Origin of the sequence: Rhizobium sp. P38BS-XIX, from assembly GCF_012641435.1 — a bacterium.
Lineage (GTDB): Bacteria > Pseudomonadota > Alphaproteobacteria > Rhizobiales > Rhizobiaceae > Rhizobium.
Map to the genome: position 1 here is coordinate 1 of NZ_JABAIJ010000002.1, position 18,826 is coordinate 18,826.

The 18,826-nt window shown below is 58.8% G+C and carries 19 protein-coding genes and 3 pseudogenes; 10 read left to right on the plus strand and 12 right to left on the minus strand.

The genetic code is table 11. The features are described 5' to 3' along the window. Positions 1–260, plus strand: a pseudogene (locus HGP17_RS09135) (transposase); the annotation flags it as partial. Positions 261–455: 195 nt separating this feature from the next. Continuing rightward, the gene (locus tag HGP17_RS09140) at positions 456–944 is read left to right on the plus strand and encodes an Rrf2 family transcriptional regulator (protein WP_168808171.1); all 489 of its coding nucleotides are present in this window, start codon (positions 456–458) and stop codon (positions 942–944) included. Here the strand turns inward: HGP17_RS09140 and HGP17_RS09145 are convergent. The 5 genes from HGP17_RS09145 to HGP17_RS09165 form a co-directional block, all read right to left on the minus strand. Next, positions 927–1,955: a mechanosensitive ion channel family protein gene (locus HGP17_RS09145; RefSeq protein WP_168808173.1), complete on the minus strand. Its 1,029-nt coding sequence runs from the start codon at positions 1,953–1,955 to the stop codon at positions 927–929. The two genes, HGP17_RS09140 and HGP17_RS09145, sit on opposite strands and share 18 nt — an antisense overlap. A 75-nt stretch (positions 1,956–2,030) precedes the next feature. After that, positions 2,031–2,447, minus strand: coding sequence for a cupin domain-containing protein (locus HGP17_RS09150; protein WP_168808175.1), 417 nt, complete (start codon positions 2,445–2,447; stop codon positions 2,031–2,033). Between the two features lie 60 nt (positions 2,448–2,507). Beyond that, positions 2,508–3,260 carry an SDR family oxidoreductase gene (locus HGP17_RS09155; RefSeq protein WP_168808177.1) on the minus strand — a complete coding sequence of 251 codons (753 nt, stop codon included), beginning with the start codon at positions 3,258–3,260 and terminating at the stop codon, positions 2,508–2,510. Between the two features lie 158 nt (positions 3,261–3,418). Then, positions 3,419–4,336 (minus strand): MBL fold metallo-hydrolase, encoded by a 918-nt coding sequence (locus HGP17_RS09160; RefSeq protein WP_168808179.1) that lies wholly within the window; start codon positions 4,334–4,336, stop codon positions 3,419–3,421. Between the two features lie 84 nt (positions 4,337–4,420). Further along, positions 4,421–4,900, minus strand: a complete 480-nt coding sequence (locus HGP17_RS09165) for a carboxymuconolactone decarboxylase family protein (RefSeq protein WP_168808181.1) — start codon at positions 4,898–4,900, stop codon at positions 4,421–4,423. 118 nt (positions 4,901–5,018) lie between these two features. On the opposite strand from HGP17_RS09165, the gene HGP17_RS09170 reads away from it, so the two are divergent. Then, positions 5,019–5,960, plus strand: coding sequence for a LysR family transcriptional regulator (locus tag HGP17_RS09170; RefSeq protein ID WP_168808183.1), 942 nt, complete (start codon positions 5,019–5,021; stop codon positions 5,958–5,960). Between the two features lie 775 nt (positions 5,961–6,735). Here the strand turns inward: HGP17_RS09170 and HGP17_RS09175 are convergent. The 5 genes and pseudogenes from HGP17_RS09175 to HGP17_RS09195 all read right to left on the minus strand — a co-directional run bounded on the left by HGP17_RS09175 (position 6,736) and on the right by HGP17_RS09195 (position 13,510). Then, positions 6,736–7,034: pseudogene (locus tag HGP17_RS09175) on the minus strand (plasmid stabilization protein). Between the two features lie 58 nt (positions 7,035–7,092). Continuing rightward, positions 7,093–7,293, minus strand: coding sequence for a hypothetical protein (locus HGP17_RS09180; RefSeq protein WP_168808185.1), 201 nt, complete (start codon positions 7,291–7,293; stop codon positions 7,093–7,095). A 778-nt stretch (positions 7,294–8,071) separates the two neighbouring features. Then, positions 8,072–11,329: an error-prone DNA polymerase gene (locus HGP17_RS09185; protein ID WP_168808187.1), complete on the minus strand. Its 3,258-nt coding sequence runs from the start codon at positions 11,327–11,329 to the stop codon at positions 8,072–8,074. After that, positions 11,326–12,837: a DNA polymerase Y family protein gene (locus HGP17_RS09190; RefSeq protein ID WP_168808189.1), complete on the minus strand. Its 1,512-nt coding sequence runs from the start codon at positions 12,835–12,837 to the stop codon at positions 11,326–11,328. Before HGP17_RS09190 ends, HGP17_RS09185 begins: the two co-directional genes overlap by 4 nt. Next, positions 12,758–13,510, minus strand: a complete 753-nt coding sequence (locus tag HGP17_RS09195) for an ImuA family protein (protein WP_168808191.1) — start codon at positions 13,508–13,510, stop codon at positions 12,758–12,760. The genes HGP17_RS09190 and HGP17_RS09195 overlap by 80 nt, the downstream gene beginning before the upstream one ends. A gap of 871 nt (positions 13,511–14,381) precedes the next feature. Between HGP17_RS09195 and HGP17_RS09200 the strand changes: the two are divergent. Beyond that, positions 14,382–15,154: pseudogene (locus tag HGP17_RS09200) on the plus strand (SOS response-associated peptidase). A 25-nt stretch (positions 15,155–15,179) separates the two neighbouring features. On the opposite strand, the gene HGP17_RS09205 reads toward HGP17_RS09200, so the two are convergent. Next, positions 15,180–15,725, minus strand: a complete 546-nt coding sequence (locus HGP17_RS09205) for a phospholipase D family protein (RefSeq protein ID WP_168808193.1) — start codon at positions 15,723–15,725, stop codon at positions 15,180–15,182. Positions 15,726–15,869: 144 nt separating this feature from the next. Between HGP17_RS09205 and HGP17_RS09210 the strand changes: the two genes are divergently transcribed. The 3 genes from HGP17_RS09210 (at position 15,870) to HGP17_RS09220 (ending at position 16,809) form a co-directional block, all read left to right on the plus strand. Continuing rightward, a complete protein-coding gene (locus HGP17_RS09210) occupies positions 15,870–16,073 on the plus strand; it encodes a hypothetical protein (protein WP_168808196.1) in 204 nt (67 codons plus the stop codon). Further along, positions 16,070–16,369: a hypothetical protein gene (locus HGP17_RS09215; RefSeq protein WP_168808198.1), complete on the plus strand. Its 300-nt coding sequence runs from the start codon at positions 16,070–16,072 to the stop codon at positions 16,367–16,369. Before HGP17_RS09210 ends, HGP17_RS09215 begins: the two co-directional genes overlap by 4 nt. Before the next feature lie 185 nt (positions 16,370–16,554). Then, positions 16,555–16,809, plus strand: a complete 255-nt coding sequence (locus HGP17_RS09220; RefSeq protein ID WP_168808200.1) for a hypothetical protein — start codon at positions 16,555–16,557, stop codon at positions 16,807–16,809. Here the strand turns inward: HGP17_RS09220 and HGP17_RS09225 are convergent, their stop codons facing one another. Beyond that, positions 16,810–17,088, minus strand: a complete 279-nt coding sequence (locus HGP17_RS09225; protein ID WP_168808202.1) for a hypothetical protein — start codon at positions 17,086–17,088, stop codon at positions 16,810–16,812. Between the two features lie 581 nt (positions 17,089–17,669). Between HGP17_RS09225 and HGP17_RS09230 the strand changes: the two genes are divergently transcribed. The 3 genes from HGP17_RS09230 (at position 17,670) to HGP17_RS09240 (ending at position 18,527) form a co-directional block, all read left to right on the plus strand. Next, entirely contained in the window at positions 17,670–17,885 is a 216-nt protein-coding gene (locus tag HGP17_RS09230; protein ID WP_168808204.1) for a hypothetical protein, read from the plus strand. A 105-nt stretch (positions 17,886–17,990) separates the two neighbouring features. Next, positions 17,991–18,170 carry a hypothetical protein gene (locus tag HGP17_RS09235; RefSeq protein ID WP_168808206.1) on the plus strand — a complete coding sequence of 60 codons (180 nt, stop codon included), beginning with the start codon at positions 17,991–17,993 and terminating at the stop codon, positions 18,168–18,170. A 30-nt stretch (positions 18,171–18,200) separates the two neighbouring features. Continuing rightward, positions 18,201–18,527 (plus strand): helix-turn-helix transcriptional regulator, encoded by a 327-nt coding sequence (locus HGP17_RS09240; protein ID WP_168808208.1) that lies wholly within the window; start codon positions 18,201–18,203, stop codon positions 18,525–18,527. Positions 18,528–18,826 lie beyond the last annotated feature (299 nt).

Sequence of the window (18,826 nt, forward strand, 5' to 3'; positions counted from 1 at the left end):
AGCGGCGGCTGTGTGAAGAGGTCCATCTCAACCTCGCCTACCGCTGGTTCTACCGCCTCGGATTGAACGGCAAGGTACCTGATCACTCCAGCTTCTCGAAGAATCGCCACGGCAGGTTTCGGCAGAGTGATATCCTGCGACACATGTTCGAAACGGTGGTGGAGCGATGCCTCGCTCAGGGATTGGTGGGCGTGGAAGGATTTGCCGTCGATGCCAGCCTTATAGCAGCGGATGCAAATAAGCAGCGTTCGGTACCAGGAGCTGAGTGGGAAGCAAAGGTGGAAATTGCATCCCACTCGCCGGTCTTTAAAGGTTTCAGAGTTGATTTCGGACGCCAGTGCAAGATGCGCCACCGCACGGGAAACGTCGCCAATTCTCGAATTTACATTTGGCTACAATAGGGATACTTTGTATCCTTAATCTGCGGTGGTTTTTTCCGCGACCGGGACACCTTAATGATCTTAAAAAGCCAAGTTGAATGGGCGCTGCATTGTTGTGCCATTCTTACCGGCCTGCCCGAGGGGCGCTATCTGTCGACCAAGGCGCTGGCGGAACTACACGGACTTCCGAAGGAATATCTCTCCAAGGCACTTCAGAGCCTGTCGCAGGCCGGGCTCGTTCATTCGACGCTTGGTCCATCCGGCGGCTATCGCCTCGCAAAAACGCCAGCGGAAATGACCTTTCTCGATATCGTGGAGGCCGTAGAAGGCAAATCGCGGACCTTCGTTTGCGCCGATATTCGCGCCAACAACCCCTGCCGTCCGAAAGGCTATTGCGACAGCAGTCCTTGCGCGGTGGCTCGTATTATGTGGGAAGCCGACGAAGCCTGGCGACAGAAGCTGCAAAGCGTCACGCTGGCGGATCTTGGAGACATTCTTTCACGAGAAACACCTCCCGCCATCTGGAAGGATACCTTCGAGTGGGTCCTAAAGCGCGCCGGGTAAGCGCGCTTCCTCACTCGGAGCGAAAGATTCCCTGCCGGTCATGGTCGGCATGTACACGAGGCTTTCGGCGGGCATGGCTAGCGAGAGACCGCTAGCCCCGCATTGGTCATGGATGTGATCGATAAGCTCGTTTTTGGCGGACATCCCCATGGCGAGACTAGCGACGTGGAACTGCAGTTCCACCTCGATTGCGATCGCGTCGATGGTCTTCAGGGCAACGGCCGGCGACGGATCCTTGATAATCAGGGGACAGGCTTGCAGCACGGACAGCATGACGCCTTCGACGAAGCGCGGGCTTTGCCTGGCGGCAAAGCGTAAGGTCAACGCAATCTGATGCGTCTCGTCGGGGCGACTGAGACTGGTCAGGCCTTGCCTTGCCAGCATACTATTCGGCAACACGACAATGTTGTTCGCGCCGGTCAGCAGATTTGTGGAGCGCCAGTTCGTCTCGGTGACACGACCCGCGGTGCCATCGCTTAGTTGAACCCAGTCCCCGATGGCATAGGCCTTCCCGAGGGTCAGCGCGATACCAGAGAAGACGTCGCCGAGCGTATTCTGCAGTGCCAGGCCCAAGACGACGGCGACGACGCCTGAGGTCGTCACTAGAGTGGCGATCTGCAGACCGAAGACGAAGCCCATCACCGACAGCGCCACGCCGAGATAGATAACGGCTACCGCCATGTCCAGGATGAGATGCGCTTCCCGCGGCTTGCGATTGATTCGGATATAGATGTGGAGGAAGCCGATGATCGTCCACGCGAGATGGGTCCACCAGAGAACTCTGGCCGATTTGGAAAGCAGCGCGGCAAAACCCTTTGTGTAGATGTCGTCGGGCTGATGTGGAGCGATGCCCCCTATGTAGAGCACAAGGCTCATGCTGGTGAAAAACAGGATCTGGACGACCAGGCGGCCTGTCGGACGGCTCCTGCCCTGAGCGTGCCATACAATGATGCCGACAATCGCCAGAATGTTGATCAGAAGCAGCGGCAAAAAGTGGTCATCGCCCAACATGGCAAGAATTCACCGATAACGGTTGATCACGTCGAAGAACGGCCGCGCATCGGATCAGGCGCGCGGCCTGTTCATCTATTTCTTGACCGGGAAGGTCAGTTCCTGCTGTGCCGTGTCGACCACGAAGACCGCAAGGAGTTTTGCCGGTTCCGTCGTGCTGGCATTTTCGCTGACGCCATGACGATCACCTGGCTGCTCGGAAAAACTCTCGCCGGCCTTGAAAATCTTGACCGGGCCGTCGTTGACCTGGCTCCGGATCGCCCCTTCTAGGATTGTTGCATAGATGAAGGCCGAGTTCGGGTGGGTGTGGGCCGGGGAAAAGCCGCCCGGACCATATTCGACGAGGACGCCCTTGATGCTCTTGCCAGGAACGTTCGGTAGTTCATGTTCGTAGACGAGCGTGACCTTGGCATCCTTCTCGCCGGCATCATGTGCAACGGCAGTGGTGGACAGGAGCGCGGCTATAGCGAGGCCGAGAATTGGATTGATCATGTCGAATTCCTTTTTTGAGAGCTCGGTAGTGCAGCAATTGCGGCGCCGCACCGTGTTCGTTCACTTGCGTACGGAGGTTGCGAACCATTGCTCGAAGGTGATCCGGCCAAGCCGCGGATGGCCATCGGATACGAGCGAGCCATCTTCCAGACGGGCGCCGAAATAGCGAGCTTCCGGATCCACGACGACCTTGCGGCTATCGCCCATTGTCTTGAGGTAGCGGGCAACGAGCTCATTCAGCCGGACACGTTCTGGACCGGAGATCTCGACGATGCCGCTGATTGCCGTAGAGTTCGCAACGACGGTCATGTTGTCGGCCACATCGTCGGATGCGATCGGTTGCACATAGGCCGGCGACAGGCGCACCGTATCGCCGACTGTGCCGGATTGGGCGATGCCGCTCAGGAACTCCATGAACTGCGTCGAGTGGACGATCGTATAAGGAATGCCGGATTCCCGGATGATCTTTTCCTGGGCGACCTTGGCGCGCATGTAGCCGCTTTCGGGCAGGCGATCGACGCCAATGATGGAAAGGGCGATATGATGCTTCACGCCGGCTGCCTTTTCCGCCGCCGCCAGATTGCGGCCTGACGTCTCGAAAAATTCGAGCGCCGCCTTGTCCTCGAAGGAGGGCGAGTTTGCGAGATCCATGACGACAGAGGCGCCGGTCAATGCTTCGGCGAGACCTTCGCCGGTAATCGTATTGACGCCGGTGTTCGGAGCGGCGGCGATGACCTCATGCCCCTGCTTGCGAAGGCGGTCGGCTGTCTTCGAACCGATGAGGCCGGTTCCGCCGATGATGACGATTTTCATAAGCTTCTCCGTTCGTGGCGCCTAGCGCGCCGCATTGTTCGTTCATTCTGTTTGATGGATTGCTGGTCGTGCCGGTCTGACGACGCCTGCGTCCGCCCGGGTGAGCGAGGCCCAGCCCTAAGGCTGCATTGTCAGCCCGGCAACCGCCTGCCGGACAGTTAGTAGTCCCAGAACACTGGCACCCAGCGGAAGACATCGCCGTCAGCCGCCACATGCCCGACCGAGGGGAACGGCATGTGGGTGGCGACCAGAAGTCCTCCCGTCTCCGTCAGCTCCCGCAAAAGACGGACGCGCACGCGCGCGGCTTCTTCCGGGTCGTGTTCGAAGCCGTTGAACCAGTCGGGGTGATCGAAGCCGACTGCGAACACCGCATCGCCGGCAAACATCAGCCGGTCTTTTCCGGAGGCGACGCGGACCACACTATGCCCAGGTGTGTGGCCGCCAGTTCGAGACACGATAACGCCCGGCGCCACCTTGTACTCATCATCGAACAATCGCAGATGGCTTTCATATTCCTTTCTGAACTGCTTGGCGGCAGCTTGAAGAGCGTCCGGGAAGCCCGGCGGCATGGACACATGAGAGAAGTCGGGCGCCTCCCAGAACTTGACCTCGGCCGCCGCCACATAGATCTTGAGGTCCGGACGCAGTCGCTCCTTCACTCCGTCGACGAGCAGCCCGCCAACGTGATCCATATGCATATGGGTCAGTATCACGTCGGTCACGGAACCAAGGTCGATACCGGCGGCTTCCAGTCGCTTGATCAACTGCCCGGCTCGCGGCAAGTTCAACTCCGGGTCTAATCCCAGCCCAGCGTCGATGAGTATGGTCTGCTCGCCACTAAGGACCACGACCACGTTCAGCGCCCAGTCGAAGGCGTCGGGCGGTAGGAACATGTCACTCAGCCAGGCCGCGTGCTCGGTCGGGTCGGCGTTGTAACCCAGCATCTTGGTTGGCAAGGGAAGTACGCCGTCGCTCACGACAAGCACGTCGATCTCGCCAATCTTCACTGCGTAGCGAGACGGGACCAACTCTTCGGCGCCTGATCTGACGGGATGAGATATGTTCTGCAGAGTCATTTTATCTCCTGTTTCGAAAGATGAATTCGTTCGCGTCCGCTTCTGCGGCACAGGTCGTCCGATGGGTTGTCGGCGGGAAAGGCTTTAGTTGAGACCAGCCTTGTCGAGGCCGTAGAGCTTGTCGGCCGAGCCGGGGACCGACTTGAAGGCGACGCTGGCGCGGTTCCAGGCATTGATGACCATGATCTCGAAGGTCAGGTCGGAGATTTCCTTTTCGGAAAGCTGGCCCCGTACGCGCTCGTAAAGTTCATCCGGAATGCCGCCTTCCGGCAGCTTCGTCACTGCTTCGGTCCAGGCGAGGGCCGCGCGCTCACGCGGAATGAACAGGTTGGACTCTCGCCAAATGGCGACGTGATAAAGCCTGAGCTCGCTCTCCCCGTGGATCTTGGCTTCCTTGACATGCATGTCGAGGCAGAATGCACAGCCATTGATCTGTGACGCGCGGATTTGCACAAGATCTTGGATCTTCTGTTCGATGGCGCTGTCTTTGAGGGCGATACTGAGATCCGAAAGCTTCTTCAAGAGCTCCGGCGATTTCTGGGCATAGTTCAGGCGTTGGGTCACGGCACGTTCTCCATATTAAGGATATCCTTAGTCCTTGAGGATATATGATATCCATATTATGAGAGAGGTGAACCCAAGCGTTGGACATAAGGTCTATGTCAGGAGATAAGGGGCAGAAATGGACATTGTTTGCGCGCTGCGGACATTCCTACGGGTTGCCGAGGCGGGATCGTTTTCGGCTGCCGCCATCGATCTCAGGCTGACGCAGCCCGCGGTTTCTCGGCAGGTCTCGGCCCTGGAAGCACATCTCAACACGCGCCTTCTACATCGCTCGACCACGGGATTGGCACTGACGGCCGAAGGCGAGCAAATGATCCCGATGGCCCTCAAGGTTATCGAGGCGGTCGAAGCGCTCGACGATTCTGCCGGTCCAGTTGGGACGGTATCGGGCAAGGTGCGACTTTCCTTGCCTGCCCCGCTAGGGCTTTACATGAGCGACCGGCTTGCAAACCTTCTAGACCGCCACCAGGACCTTTCCGTCGAAATGCTGTTTCGCGAAGAACCGTCCGATCTGGTCGAAGAGGGCATCGATCTCGAAGTGCGCCTCGGTCCCATTAGCGACTCCAGCTTGGTGTGCCGCAGGATCGGTTGGACGACAGCCTTTCTTGTTGCTGCGCCAGCCTATTTGGAACGGCGAGCCTTACCCCGAACGCTTGAGGATCTCAGTCGCCATAACTGCATCTGCTACACACGCGGCGGCGACGGCCGTTCATGGCGCTTTTCCAACGGGGCCGATGAAGTCGCCGTGCGCATCGCGCCACGTCTCGTGGTAAATAATGCGGTCGCTGTCCATCGCGCCGCGCTCGCGGGCGTTGGCATTGCAATTCTCTCCCATGTCCTCGCCGTTCCCGACATCGAGGTCGGTCGATTGGTCAATCTGGTGCCCGATTTTCCGCCCGCCCGTCTGCCGATCAACCTGGCCTATCCCACTCGGCGCAACGTGCCGCTTCGGGTGAGAACCATCATCGACTATCTTGTTGCAGCGATGCGGGATGACCCGCTCATGGCTTCGTCGTCCGCTTTGGAGGCTCCCGGACCGCGGATGGTGGACACTACTTAGGTGTCGGCATCCTGCGAATCGACAGATTATTTCCCGCGGTGCGTCGTAACAGCCCCGCGGTTGCCTCTCCCACCGAACGGCAAAGGCCAAAATCCGAAGCAACCCTATTCTCTCGCGCTCAAGGACGCCGTGCTTTTGGCGAACCATTGATGGGAGCAGACAAGCTCCTACAGAGAATTTCTGGTAAAAGAGCGCAGCAGCAGTACCCGCAGTTACGCAGTCGAACGATCGAAGGATTGGATCCTTGATCTGGCACAGAAGGAGATGAGCAAATAATTGTTGGCTTATTTGCGGTTCGCCCAGAGGCCGAACCCAGACGCGTGTACCTTCGGCTTGAAGGAAATCGAACCAAAAATCCACCGACTCCGCTACACTAAACTGCTGTATCTTTTTTGCTCAGCGAGGAAAGATTCGTTCGCGACGCATAGGTTCCAATCATCGCTTCACGGCAACACATTTTACCGCGGCGAGGAGCCGCGCGCGTACAGCTCAGAGCTACCTATGCGAGTCCAAGCATAAGGTTTCTTCGGAAACAACTCGTTTTTAACCGTTCGAAACACGTCCATGTGCTTGGACATTTTCACGTGATAGCTTGTCATTTCCACAACGTCATCGAATGTGCAATGAGCGGCTTCGAGGCCTCCTGTGTCCGCCCTACTCCGCCCGGTGCCTCGTGGAGCGATGACGCGCGAACGGTGCCGCCCGACGCGACGCCGTCGAGCCTAGATCGCAATTGATGCTATTGAGCGATAGGGATCAAGTTGGATGCGACCGCTCAGTGAAATCCATGATGTTCGTTGCGCTTGCGGGTTTCGGCCGCCTGCCTCGCCGATGCGGAACGCTCAGCCTTCGGTCGGTTAGCGGAAGCTTCGCCACCGAGATGGCTACCCTTGCGCGACGGAGCGTGGCTCCCAGACTTGCCGGGTCCGTAGCCGGATTCTTTCCGCCGTGCGTCTCTGCGTTGACCGTCTCCCAGGCGTGGCGCGGCTTCCTTCTTGGACACGCCGCGCTCCTCGTAGCCTTCCTCGATATGCTCGGCTTGGCGATCCAGCTGGATTTATCTCCGCGGGGCAGTTCCGTTCTCCTGAAAAATGTTCAATTGGGATTACGCTTTGGGCATCGGATCCGTGGTTTATTTGTCGCGGGTCTTCATCGCGTCGGAGACATTGCGTTTGCGAGGGTCCTGCAAGTTTTCGCCGACGGCGTCTCGGTCAACGTTCGGATCGTCTTTCGCGGGCATATATCCGCGCGGGGTGTTCGCTTGCGGTCCCTCCCACCGGGGCGACTGATCTGTGGTGCCGGGCGCACCGTCTTTGGGAGTATTGAGAGCCATGATAATTCCTCCTTGCTCTGATCCAACGAACCGTCAAGCGCGCTCATTGTTCCCGGCCGCGTCGAGACACTAAAGGCTTCGACAACTCAGTCAATCTCTACATCTCGACTTCGGAACTTTCGGAGGCGCGGGGCCATTCCCACTCGAAGGCTCGGCCGTGTAAACCGGACGCGGCGGCATGGAAGACATGAGGATTTTTCGGTTTCTTTCCAACGAAATGGCAGGCGAGTTCTTATCCCGTGTGGCCGAGCACTCCACCCCTTTAAATATTGCGGACTTGCATATTCGAAGATTTCCTTCTCGACTAAATCGAAGTCCCGACCGGTGTTCCAGGCATGCGCCATGCGCGTCAGGTCCTCCGGTGTCGTTGCTGCACGGCAATCCGAGGAGCCATGCCACCCGATGGCAAGTCGCCGAACGGCTGGATGCGACTTCAGAGACGATTCTTACGCCGTCCTTCAGAAAGCGGTTGGATGTCCTGACGAGCCTCAAGATCGGATTGGGAGCCGATACCAAGCGTCAGCCGTTCACATCCCGGATTGCCTGGAAAGCGATCTCGCCGGGCACGGGGCATCCGGGAAGCACTCTCCGCATGCGGATATTTTTTGCCGACAGATAAATCGATCTATCCTGGAATAAGAGCATTCCTAGGCGACGGCGTCGTCCGAGGCAAGGGCTGGAATACGATCGCCCCGATTTGTCATTCGACAAAAACCACCGAGTTTTGCGCTGACGTCGTTTTACGGTGATGTCTCCTTTTAGCGCATAGGCGCCGTCATCACTGAAAATTCCGGCTTTTCACCTTCAACGTATCGATATGAAGATCAGGAATGTAGATTTCACGGGCCCTGATCACGGCACGCTCTCTGGAATCCGGCCCGCCAGGCGTGCCATGGGCGAACTCATCGCCTCTACCGGTCGGTAACCTGAAGCCCTCGTCACGATCCGCAAGACCGGTAAGATCGCCGGTAAGATCGAACAGCTGTTGGGCGATCAGATGTACAACCTCGCCTTCCCGCTGGATCCGTCCATTGATCGCCATCATGCTCGATCCCAGCACGATGCGTCGGCGCCGCTCGAAGAGCGCCGGCCAGACGACGACATTGGCCGGTCCCGTTTCATCTTCGACGGTCAGGAACATGACGCCCTTGGCCGATCCTGGCTTCTGACGGACGAGCACAAGCCCTGCCGTCATCAGCCAGCGGCCATCACGGGCCGACATCGCCTCCTCGCAGGTGACGATGTTGCTGGCGATCAGATCGTTACGCAGAAAGGCAAGTGGATGCTGGCGAAGGGTCAGGCCGGTATGGCTGTAGTCCTGGATGACGTTATGTCCTTCGGTCATCTGCCGCAGGCTGACCGAAGGCTCCTGCTGTTCGGCTATCGTCTTCTCTTGGCGCTCGGCGGCCGCGGCAAAGAGCGGCAAGGGCTCGTCACGCAGGGCCTTGATCGCCCAGAGCGCATCGCGTCGCTGCAAATTGACCGCCGGCAGAAAGGCGTCGGCCTCGGCGAGCTCGACCAACGACGCCGCCGGCACGCCGGACCGCCGCCAAAGATCATCGACGCTTGCAAAGGGCTGATCGGCGCGCGCCGCCACAATGCGGGCAGCATCGGCGGCCGCCAGACCGTGGACCATGCGCATGCCGAGACGCACGGCGTGACGATCTACGTCTCCGACCGGCTCCAGCGTGCAATCCCATCGTGAGTGATTGATGCAAACAGGACGAACCTCGACGCCATGTTGGCGGGCATCGCCGACGATCTGCGCCGGCGCATAGAAGCCCATGGGCTGCGAATTGATCAGTGCGGCGCAGAACGCGTCCGGAAAATGGCATTTGATATAGTTTGAGGCATAGGCAATCAGCGCGAAGGATGCCGCATGGCTCTCCGGAAAACCATAGGAGCCAAACCCTTCAAGCTGCGAAAATGTCTTCTCGGCGAATTCCGGCGTGTAACCATTCCTCACCATCCCCGACACCAGCTTGTCCTTGAACCGCGAGACGCCGCCGGTGAACTTGAAGGTTGCCATGGATTTGCGCAGCTGATCGGCCTCGCCGCCGGTGAAGCCGGCACAGACCATCGCGACCCGCATCGCCGACTCCTGAAACAGCGGCACACCGAGCGTCTTGCCGAGCACCGCCTCAAGTTCCGGCGTCGGATATTCAACGGTTTCCTTTCCCTCCCGCCGGCGAAGATAGGGATGCACCATGTCGCCCTGGATCGGTCCCGGCCGGACAATCGCCACCTGCACGACGAGATCATAGAATGTGCGTGGTTTCAGGCGCGGCAGCATCGCCATCTGGGCGCGGCTTTCAATCTGGAACGTGCCCAGCGTGTCGGCCTTGCGGATCATCGCATAGGTCGCCGGGTCCTCCTGCTCGATCTTTGACAGGTCGAGATCGCGGTCTTTGTGCTCGCGAATGAGGTCGAAGGCTTTGGCCATACATGTCAACATCCCGAGCGCGAGGATGTCGACCTTCATGAACTTCAACGCCTCGACGTCATCCTTGTCCCATTCAATGATCTGCCGGTCTTTCATCGTCGCTGGCTCGATGGGTACGAGATCGTCCAGCCGATCATGGGTCAGGACGAAACCGCCGGGGTGCTGGCCGAGATGGCGCGGCGCCCCCATCAGCTGCTGCGCGAGTTTCAGGGTGAGCACAAGACGCCGGTCATCGGGGTTGAGATTGAGCTCGCGGACATTGCGGTCGCAGACCTCTTCCGACCAGGACCACATGCCCGACGACAACGCCTTGATAACGTCTTCCGGCAGCCCGAACGCCTTGCCGACATCCCGGATCGCGCCACGGGCGCGGTACCGCGTCACAGTCGCGCAGAGGGCCGCCTTTTCGCGACTATAGGTGCGATAGATCCACTGGATGACCTCCTCTCGCCGCTCGTGCTCGAAATCGACATCAATATCCGGAGGCTCGTCGCGTTCCTGGCTGACGAAACGTTCAAAAAGGAGATCATTGGTCGAAGGATCGATCGACGTGACGCCGAGAATGTAGCAAACGGCGCTATTGGCCGCGGATCCCCTGCCCTGGCACAGAATGCCCTGCGACCGCGCATAGCGCACGATCGAAAAGACCGTCAGAAAGTACGGCGCATATTTCATGGTGCGAATGAGGTCGAGTTCGTGACGCACCGTCTTCAAAACGTCAGGTGGCAGCCCTTCCGGATAGCGGTCGGGAACGCATTCCCAAACATAATGCTCGAGCGACGCCTGCGCATCCTTGCCGGGGACGATCGCCTCCTCGGGATACTGGTAGGTCAGCTCCTCGAGCGAAAACCTGCATCGACGGACGATCTCCATCGTTCGCGCCAGCGCTTGCGCGTAGCGCGGAAACAGCCGTTCCATTTCGTCAGGCGGCTTCAGATACCGGTCGGCATGGCGTTCGCGCTGAAATCCGACATCATCGATCGTCGTGTGATTGCGGATGCAGGTGACGATGTCCTGCAGCTGCCGGCGACCCGGCTCATGGAAGAGGACATCATTGGTGACGACTGTCTTTACCTTGAAGCGCATTGCCAGATTGGCGATCTCGTGCAGCCGCATCTGATCGTTCTGTCGGCGGCGCAAGCAAAGCGAGACATAGGCGCGATCACCAAACACGTCGGCCATCTTGCGCAGCTGGATCGCACAGAGATCGTCGGGCAGATCCGGCACCAGGATGCCGATCATGCCATCTGCATAACTGACGACATCATCCCAGTGCAGGAGGCAGTTGTTCTTGCCGCCTCGCGATTTGCCGAGAGTGATGAGGCGCGTCAGCCCCGAATATGCGACGCGATCCACCGGATAAACCAGGATGGACATGCCATCCGCCAAATCGAGCCGACAGCCGACGACGAGGCGCAGACCAGTGGCGCGCGACGCTTCAAGCGCCCGGACAATCCCCGCGAGCGAATTCCGGTCGACGATGCCGATAGCCTCTATACCAAGCAGCTTCGCGGTCTCGAACAGTTCCTGCGCCGAGCTTGCCCCACGCAAAAAGGAAAAATGGGTCGTGACCTGGAGCTCGGCGTAGCTCATGCGAAGATCCCATGCATGAACCACCGGTGGCTGCCGGTGTCCGGATCGATGCCGTCGCCGGAACGAAAGACCCAGAAGCGCTCGCCGGCCTCGTCCTCGATGACGAAATAGTCGCGCACCGCTTCCATCTCCGCGTCGCGCTGCCACCATTCGCCAAAGATCCGCTCCGGTCCATCGGCTCGCTTCACCTTGCGACGCTTGCCGCGCCAGGTGATGGAGACCGGCGGCCTGTCCGGCAACAAGGCGATGGCCTCAATCAGTTCCGGACGCGCCAAAAGCCGAACCGGCCGGCGCCAGTGGCTGACCCAGGTGATTTCGATCGGATCAGCGGCAGCGCTGATCCGCTGGACTGAGCGCTCCGGCACGTCGGACGCAACCGGCGCCAGCCGATAAACCCGCTGCCCACGGTTGCCATAGATGTCGATCAGCGGCGTGACGTCCGTGACGTCTTCCTCGACCAGCGATGAGGATGTCTGGCGCTCATCGAGAGGCTCGGCCATGATTGCGACCAAGGTCAACCTCTCGATCCCGAAACCGGGTTCGATCTTCTCTGTCCGGTCACGAAATAGCTTTGTCAGCCATGCGACATCACGCACCGGCTTTACCGTGCCGGCTCGGATCGCCTGCCGCGTCCCGTCCACCTTCTCGACGATCAGATCGGCACGGCGAACGCCGAGGCCTCGTTTTTGAAGCTCCTCGATCAGCTGTACGACCAAGCGGCCAACATACTTGTCGATGGTCTCGGCAGCACCGATCGGCTCGGCAAACGCTCTGGAGACCTCGATCAGCTCGGCCGCGCGGATCGGATCGATCGGCTCGGAGACACGGCCGAACATTTGATCGAGCCGCCGGCCGATCTCGGGACCGAAGCGAAGCGTCAGCGGCGCTCGCGGCGTGTTGGCCAGTTCGCCGATCGTCTGGAAGCCGAGCGTGCGCAGATCGCTGGCGATCTTTCCGGGAAGACGAAGCAGCGAGATCGGCAGCTTTTCGACGGCGCGGACCGTGTCGCCGATCGGTACGATGACCGTGTCGCGGCTGATGGCCCGGGCGCACGCATGCGCTGCGCCCCAGGTGTCGGCGACAGCGACACGGGCCGTAAGCTTTCTGGCCAGGAACTGATTGGCGATCTTTGTCACCATGGCAAGTTCGCCGCCCTGCAGGTGATCGGCGCCCTCGGTATCCATGACGATGCCATCGACTCCGTCGACAGCGACGATCGGCGAATAGATCGTCAGCGCCCACAGCGTGATCCGTTCGAGTGCCGCTGCATCCGTTGCCGGATCGGCATCCACCAGCATCAGGCCACAGAACAGTGCCTGTGCTTTGGCCGCTGGCATGCCGATACGCACGCCGGCCTTTCTCGCAGCCGCGTCGGCGGCCGACACCCAGCGCTTCGACCCGCTCCGGGCAATCACGGCGATCGCCTGTTCAGGCGGAATGCCGGGATCGGCGCGACGAATGCGATCCGTCGGCAGATCCGGAAGATAGATCGAGACGACCCTTGTCATCGCACGCCCTCACGAGAAACTCAGCACACTCACCCGCTTTCACGCGCATCAATTCCAGAAACCATTGGGCCCTTCCGACGCCCGGCACTGGCAACTCCTCGGATGGCATGACGCTCACCCGCCATCGCGTTGCCGACGCCGTCGGCTGCCCGAAATCATTCGCTTCCGTCTGCCGTCGCCATCGACGGACCACGAGCGCCATTGTTCCCGTCCGCTCGGCCGCCAACTGCAGCCGGCGCGAGGCGACCATAGGCAATCGGACGACTTCACCAACAACGGCACCCAGGCCGCCAAAAGACAGTCCCTCCTCCATGTTGGCCAGAACGTCCTCCTCCTTGTCGGATTCGACAAAGATCACGCGGTCGGGGTGGAGACCGACCTGGGCAAGTGCGGGAAAGAAGAGATCCGGACGCGTCAGGCACCAAACGATCGGGCCTTTCGTGCGTGCTGCGATCCCCGCAGCACAAAGCGCCGCCGCCGCCCCGTCAACGGTGCCCGCACCGCCGCCCGCAAATTCATGGACGGCGCCATAGGCCAGGCCACCGCCCGGAAGCACTGCATCGATCTCCGCCAGGCCGAACGGCATGGTACCAGCCGACCGTGCGGAGCCTCCTTCAAGCGCTGATATGCGCTCTCGAAGCTCCTCAAGGACGTGTTGGCGGGCAGCCGGCATCGATCACGAATCCTGTGTAGATCGCGTTGAAAACTACGACGTCATGTCGTTGAATGTTGATGTTCATCTTCTGTTCCAGTAATAGATAAGTGTCAATACGCCAAAAAATAGGAATATCATCTCATAGGCTTAGCATTGTGGAATATTATCAAGCTGATTCAATCCGCTAGTATCCGTCACGTTTCATACGCGCCAGCGAAAAAATTCTGGGAAAATATTCCAGAGGGCGATCGTCGAGGCACCTTATCTGAAGCAAATACATGCCCGGAAAGCCGAAGCAAACGCCAGATTTGTCGACCACACTGCGCAAGGTTCGTGATCCCATCATCCATATTGAATGCCTGCGATGCGGCCGGGAGGGCTCCTTGATCCGCGCCGAAATTGTCAAAAAGCATGGCGCCAGCATCACGTTTGCCCGTCTGCGGAGAATGGCATCGATGGGATGTGACCGGATTGCCAGCGCGGATGGTGATCGATGCGAAACGCGGTTTCTTTGCCTGCTGTCCGCAGCGGGTCCAGACCGGGCTTAGAGCCTCGGCTCAGATATTTCCAAGTCGATCAGCAAGTCGTCGCATTCCAGACAGGTCACGCAGATACCGCAGCCATCCGCATCGAACTCTTCGGCTGGGCGTTGCTGGCGACAACAATCGCAGCGGATCGCCGGTCTGCCTGAGAGTTCCCGCGGTTCGAGGATTTCTCCTTCGCAGCCCGTTATAAAAATCATGCCTGAGCCCGGCATGCTCGCCTCCTGCAGTCGGTTTGCCTCAACTCGATTGAGATGGGCACGCGGATAGCAGCTTTCCAGATCTGCGGCAGTTGCATGCCGACAGCAGTTCGCTAGATTTTCCGTGTCGACAGGAGGGTTCGTCACGTGTGCAATCTCTATCGCATGGAAGACAAGGATTGGGTCGCAAAGTGGGCGCAGACGTCGAGAGCCTGATCAATCTGATGCCGGCCTACCAAATGAATCCCGACCAGATGGGGCCGATCGTCCGAAACACCGCTGACGGGAAAAAGCAGTTGGTCCATGCGCGCTGGGGGCTTCCCTCCCCGATCTTCGCGCAGAAGAAGGCTGCGGAGATGCGCGCCGCCAAATTGAAAGCCAAAGGTCAGACCGTCGATATGGACGAGTTGATCCGCATGGAGCCGGATCGAGGCGTGACCAATGTTCGAAATCTCAAAGTGCCGCATTGGAAGCGCTGGTTCGGCACAGAGCACCGATGCATTGTCCCGGTGACCAGCTTCGCAGAGCCGGATCCGGCAAGTCAGGAGGACGGTGGCAAGGTACCGAACGCCTGGTTCGCGCGCGATGAAAGCAAACCATTGATGTTCTTCGCCGGCATCCATGTGCCGCAGTGGACGTCCGTGCGCAAGGTCAAGGACGGACTGACGACCGACGACCTCTACGGCTTCTTGACGACGGATCCGAACGGGCTGGTGAAACCCATTCACGAGAAGGCCATGCCGGTGCTGCTGCTGACAAAGGAAGAGGCCGACGTCTGGATGACAGCACCGTGGGACGAGGCAAAAGCCCTCGCCCGTCCTCTACCGGACACAGCACTTCAGATCTCATCGCGTGAGCCGTACGGTTCCTCGATCGTGACGAAGGAGGGCGAGCTCATCGAGCAGCCGCGGCTGTTATAGCTACCATGCAACGTGTTTTGGCGAGCTAAAACTTGTTATCCCCGTTCATTGTATAGAACGCTTCGAAGGGTCTGGACGCCTTCAGCCGGCTATCCCAATTCGCAATGAACTGGCGCGCAATCTCGGCGCTATCCGTGAACGTAACGTTTTCAGCATTCCGCTTCTGCGCCGACGCGGTGTAGTTATAAGACCCGCCGACTGTCAGATGACCGTCGATCACGATGATCTTGTTATGAGCGATCACCGGCTCGAAATCGATCCAGACCGGAATGCCGCTGGCTTCCAGCAAGGTCGCACCCGAATATTTCCGCTCGTTCGTCTTGTCGAGAATAATCAGGACTTCAACGCCCCTGCCCGCGGCCTGCTGCAGAGCATGAATGATCGGGAGCGATGTGAAGCCATAGGCCTGGACGCGGATGGAAGATTCCGCTCGATCAATCTCGCCGACGATCCGGTTTTCGCACTGCTCGGCTGGCGTAAAACACACGGAGATTTTTGCTTCAACCGGCTGACCGGCATAGGTCGAGCCAGCGATCAGTATGGCGGCAATGCTGGTGTAGGCGACTTTCATCTCGATTCCATAGCACATCAAGAGTCCGCTTGACTCAATTGCAGACCATGAACATAATGGGAACAAATAAGGCCTGGCAAGCCTGAGTGTTCTAAAATCTTCATTGTGAGAACCGCCGAAGTCGGCGGAACGGAGACGTATGCCATGCAGACGGCAGGCTACAAGATCACGCCCCAGGACACGGAGATCTTTCGGGATCTCCTATCTTATCTTGGGGAAGAAGTTTTTGATCAGCGCGAGAGCAATGGAGTGACCGCCAAATCAGGGCGTTTTCTTCGCAAGATCAACGATGCTCGACGCGTCTTGGAAAAACTGCAATCGAAGTCAAATTCGGGAGATGAGAGATGATGGAGCGCCGCGTCACAAAACTGGAAGAAACAATTGTGGAACTGGATGCCCGCTGCCTGATGCACGACATCATGATCGGGCATTTGCTTGGAAGCCTCGGATCGACGAGCGGAGATATGCGTGGATTTGTCAGTTCGCTGATTCATCAGGTCGGACTTGATCTCAAGGAAAACGGTATACGCGCGCTTGGTACGTCCGATGCGCAGCGCTATGCAGATGCGCTGAAGGTGCTGGAATACTTCTCAGGCTCCCTTATCGGGTCGTTAGATCGAGCCCATCAAAAGGGATTGAACTGATGGGCGATGAGGCGCACGCTGCCACGACCCCGGCGCCGCCCATCTTTTCGAACATTGGTGCGAGCAACCTGGCTGGGGCAGCTTTGGCCTTGAACCAATCAAGGGCCTGAACAGTTATTGGTGTTGGGATCATTTCCCAGATGAGGAATGGAAGGCCGAGAGGCGTCGGGAACGAATGGCGGCAAATGGAAACTGAGCAGGCAAGTCGTACGAAGCTTTGGACGCTCTACCGGCCGCATATCGAGCCGGTGACCGGATTCGGCCACATATACGCTCTCGCCGGGTGGCTTGACGAACAATCGCTGCCAGGCGCTGCTCCGTCAGATTGGATCGTGGACGTCTTTCTAGACAGCATCGGCAACGGTCATTTCAGTTACACGCATAACGCCGGTGGCCCGGATGAATGGACCCTGGTCATCGCGCCAGCAAACCGTGACTGATTATAACGCTCGCTCATCATCAGGCTCGCAATCAGCGCCCAAAGGTGCACCGGGGATGTGCTCGGTTTCATCGAAAGCATGACGACGCAACAAGGCAAACACGGTCTGGTTTACGTCACGAGCGGCAAGAAGTTCGGGATCGTTGCAAAGAACACCGATGGTTCGCTCGACGATATGGTTCGCTGCAATGTCGGATCCGACAAATTTACGAGCCCATAGCATTAAAGCTTCGCGAAAATGAGGATCGCTCAAGGTCGCTGCGTATTTCGAAAAGGGCATAGCGCCGCTCCTTGGTCCTTAGCAGGCGGGAGCACGTATAAACCCTCAATCGTCACCGCCTACGAACTCGGTTGGCAACGATAATTGATCATACGCTCTTCGTCGTGTGAGTCCACAGTCCGCGAGCGTACAGAGACCAGGCTGTACGCCCCGTGACGTTCGCAAGCGGATCCTTGCCGCGTCTCTGCATAGCGGGTCAGCCTAGATAGGATCGGTGTAATAAGCGGTGTCCTCATTGCACGTTGACCAAGCGGCACACAGCTCCGAAAGGCACCGCTGCAACATTCGCGGCGACAATGCGCCATCAGAAACTCTCTTGCGCGCGGTGGAGCGCTCGAAATCGAGCGGAGTGAACGCACGACATCAAGGTGTGGCCGCGTGAAACGCTGGCAAAAAATCACTGAAATCCGATATCAAGCGACGACCACTGTTAAAGCAGGCGAAACGTGCAACCGAGCTACGTCGCGCGCAGGTGGCTCCCAAAGCAGTGACCAAGCTTGAGCTCGAAGCTCATGTCGCGGCAGAGAGGAACAACCTTCCCCCACGTCCGTTCCTCCCCGTGTCAAAGAAGGAGGATCAGCATGTCCGACGAGCTGCATATTGGATTCACCGCAAGCCCTGTCGAGCCGCCAACAGGTGCTCGAAGGATAGCCAAGGATGTCGCGGACGCGGTCAAACGCGAGACTACGGCAGTCGCCATGGGCGCCGAGCAGCACCCACACACAGCAACTGGAATTGTGCTCGCACTCGGTGCCCTCGCCTTCGTTATCGGCTACGCGATGGGCCGCGCAAGATAGTACTTCGAAGACTGGGCTCCGCATGGATCGTGAGGTTGAACACCACGCTCCGTTGGAACTGATCGGGCCAACTCGGGGTTCAAGAGATGATAGGAGAACAGTGCTATGCCAGATTCGCAAAACGAGCCGAGCCTTACTCCCTCTGCAGACACGCCGGGCGAGAAGAGAGAGAAAGCAAGAGCCGGCAAAGGCGTCGCCGCCATTCTGGGCGCCATCGCGGTCGTGTTCATTATCTTTTTCGTTGGAGTTTTTGTCTTCGGCGGATTTTTCGGCGCGACCCACTAAGTTTCAAGCGCGATGTCGGGGGTATCCAAAATGTCGATTACGTCTGAGCAATCGCGAGCTGCCAGGGCCTTGTTGAATTGGTCGCAAGGGAAGCTGGCCGAATGCGCGGGTGTGGGCCCCGCGGCGCTGGCGGAATTTGAATCGAATAAGCGCACAGTGATCAGCAATGACCTTGCTGCTATCCGCACCGCTTTGGAGGCGGCCGGGGTCGCGTTTCTGGATGCGGGCGCTGTCTCTCCCGGACCTGGAGTGTCGCTTCTTGGGCGTAACGAGCGCAGCTTTGATGTGGATGAGGATCAGATCGTTCAGTATCGTGAGAATCTGGTCAATGACGCGCCACCTGGCGCCGGCGGCTAACCCGAAGCAGCCGACCAAGCCCGCCCAGCACGGGGAACGGATGACGGCGAATATCAACTGAACAAGCAAGTCGCACGATGCTTTTGACGCGCTACCGGCAGCATATCTGAGGATCGCTAATCGGATCGGCCATCTATAAGCTCGTGCCGGGTCGTTGATCGGCAGGCCCCTAACAAATGAAGGCCGGTCACGGCGCCAGCCACAGCGCAAGTGAACGCCAAAATGCGCCACGGATTCCGGGAAGGGGGACCGTGACGCATCCTTAGAGCGGAAGATGGGGCGAGCAATCTTCCGGCAAT

What these genes read in the sequence shown, in the direction of transcription:
- HGP17_RS09140 (WP_168808171.1), top strand. Translation starts at nt 456, where the DNA reads ATGATCTTAAAAAGCCAAGTTGAATGGGCGCTGCATTGTTGTGCCATT.
- HGP17_RS09145 (WP_168808173.1), bottom strand. Translation starts at nt 1,955, where the DNA reads ATGTTGGGCGATGACCACTTTTTGCCGCTGCTTCTGATCAACATTCTG.
- HGP17_RS09150 (WP_168808175.1), bottom strand. Translation starts at nt 2,447, where the DNA reads ATGATCAATCCAATTCTCGGCCTCGCTATAGCCGCGCTCCTGTCCACC.
- HGP17_RS09155 (WP_168808177.1), bottom strand. Translation starts at nt 3,260, where the DNA reads ATGAAAATCGTCATCATCGGCGGAACCGGCCTCATCGGTTCGAAGACA.
- HGP17_RS09160 (WP_168808179.1), bottom strand. Translation starts at nt 4,336, where the DNA reads ATGACTCTGCAGAACATATCTCATCCCGTCAGATCAGGCGCCGAAGAG.
- HGP17_RS09170 (WP_168808183.1), top strand. Translation starts at nt 5,019, where the DNA reads ATGGACATTGTTTGCGCGCTGCGGACATTCCTACGGGTTGCCGAGGCG.
- HGP17_RS09180 (WP_168808185.1), bottom strand. Translation starts at nt 7,293, where the DNA reads ATGGCTCTCAATACTCCCAAAGACGGTGCGCCCGGCACCACAGATCAG.
- HGP17_RS09185 (WP_168808187.1), bottom strand. Translation starts at nt 11,329, where the DNA reads ATGAGCTACGCCGAGCTCCAGGTCACGACCCATTTTTCCTTTTTGCGT.
- HGP17_RS09190 (WP_168808189.1), bottom strand. Translation starts at nt 12,837, where the DNA reads ATGACAAGGGTCGTCTCGATCTATCTTCCGGATCTGCCGACGGATCGC.
- HGP17_RS09195 (WP_168808191.1), bottom strand. Translation starts at nt 13,510, where the DNA reads ATGCCGGCTGCCCGCCAACACGTCCTTGAGGAGCTTCGAGAGCGCATA.
- HGP17_RS09205 (WP_168808193.1), bottom strand. Translation starts at nt 15,725, where the DNA reads ATGAAAGTCGCCTACACCAGCATTGCCGCCATACTGATCGCTGGCTCG.
- HGP17_RS09210 (WP_168808196.1), top strand. Translation starts at nt 15,870, where the DNA reads ATGCAGACGGCAGGCTACAAGATCACGCCCCAGGACACGGAGATCTTT.
- HGP17_RS09215 (WP_168808198.1), top strand. Translation starts at nt 16,070, where the DNA reads ATGATGGAGCGCCGCGTCACAAAACTGGAAGAAACAATTGTGGAACTG.
- HGP17_RS09220 (WP_168808200.1), top strand. Translation starts at nt 16,555, where the DNA reads ATGGAAACTGAGCAGGCAAGTCGTACGAAGCTTTGGACGCTCTACCGG.
- HGP17_RS09225 (WP_168808202.1), bottom strand. Translation starts at nt 17,088, where the DNA reads ATGCCCTTTTCGAAATACGCAGCGACCTTGAGCGATCCTCATTTTCGC.
- HGP17_RS09230 (WP_168808204.1), top strand. Translation starts at nt 17,670, where the DNA reads ATGTCCGACGAGCTGCATATTGGATTCACCGCAAGCCCTGTCGAGCCG.
- HGP17_RS09235 (WP_168808206.1), top strand. Translation starts at nt 17,991, where the DNA reads ATGCCAGATTCGCAAAACGAGCCGAGCCTTACTCCCTCTGCAGACACG.
- HGP17_RS09240 (WP_168808208.1), top strand. Translation starts at nt 18,201, where the DNA reads ATGTCGATTACGTCTGAGCAATCGCGAGCTGCCAGGGCCTTGTTGAAT.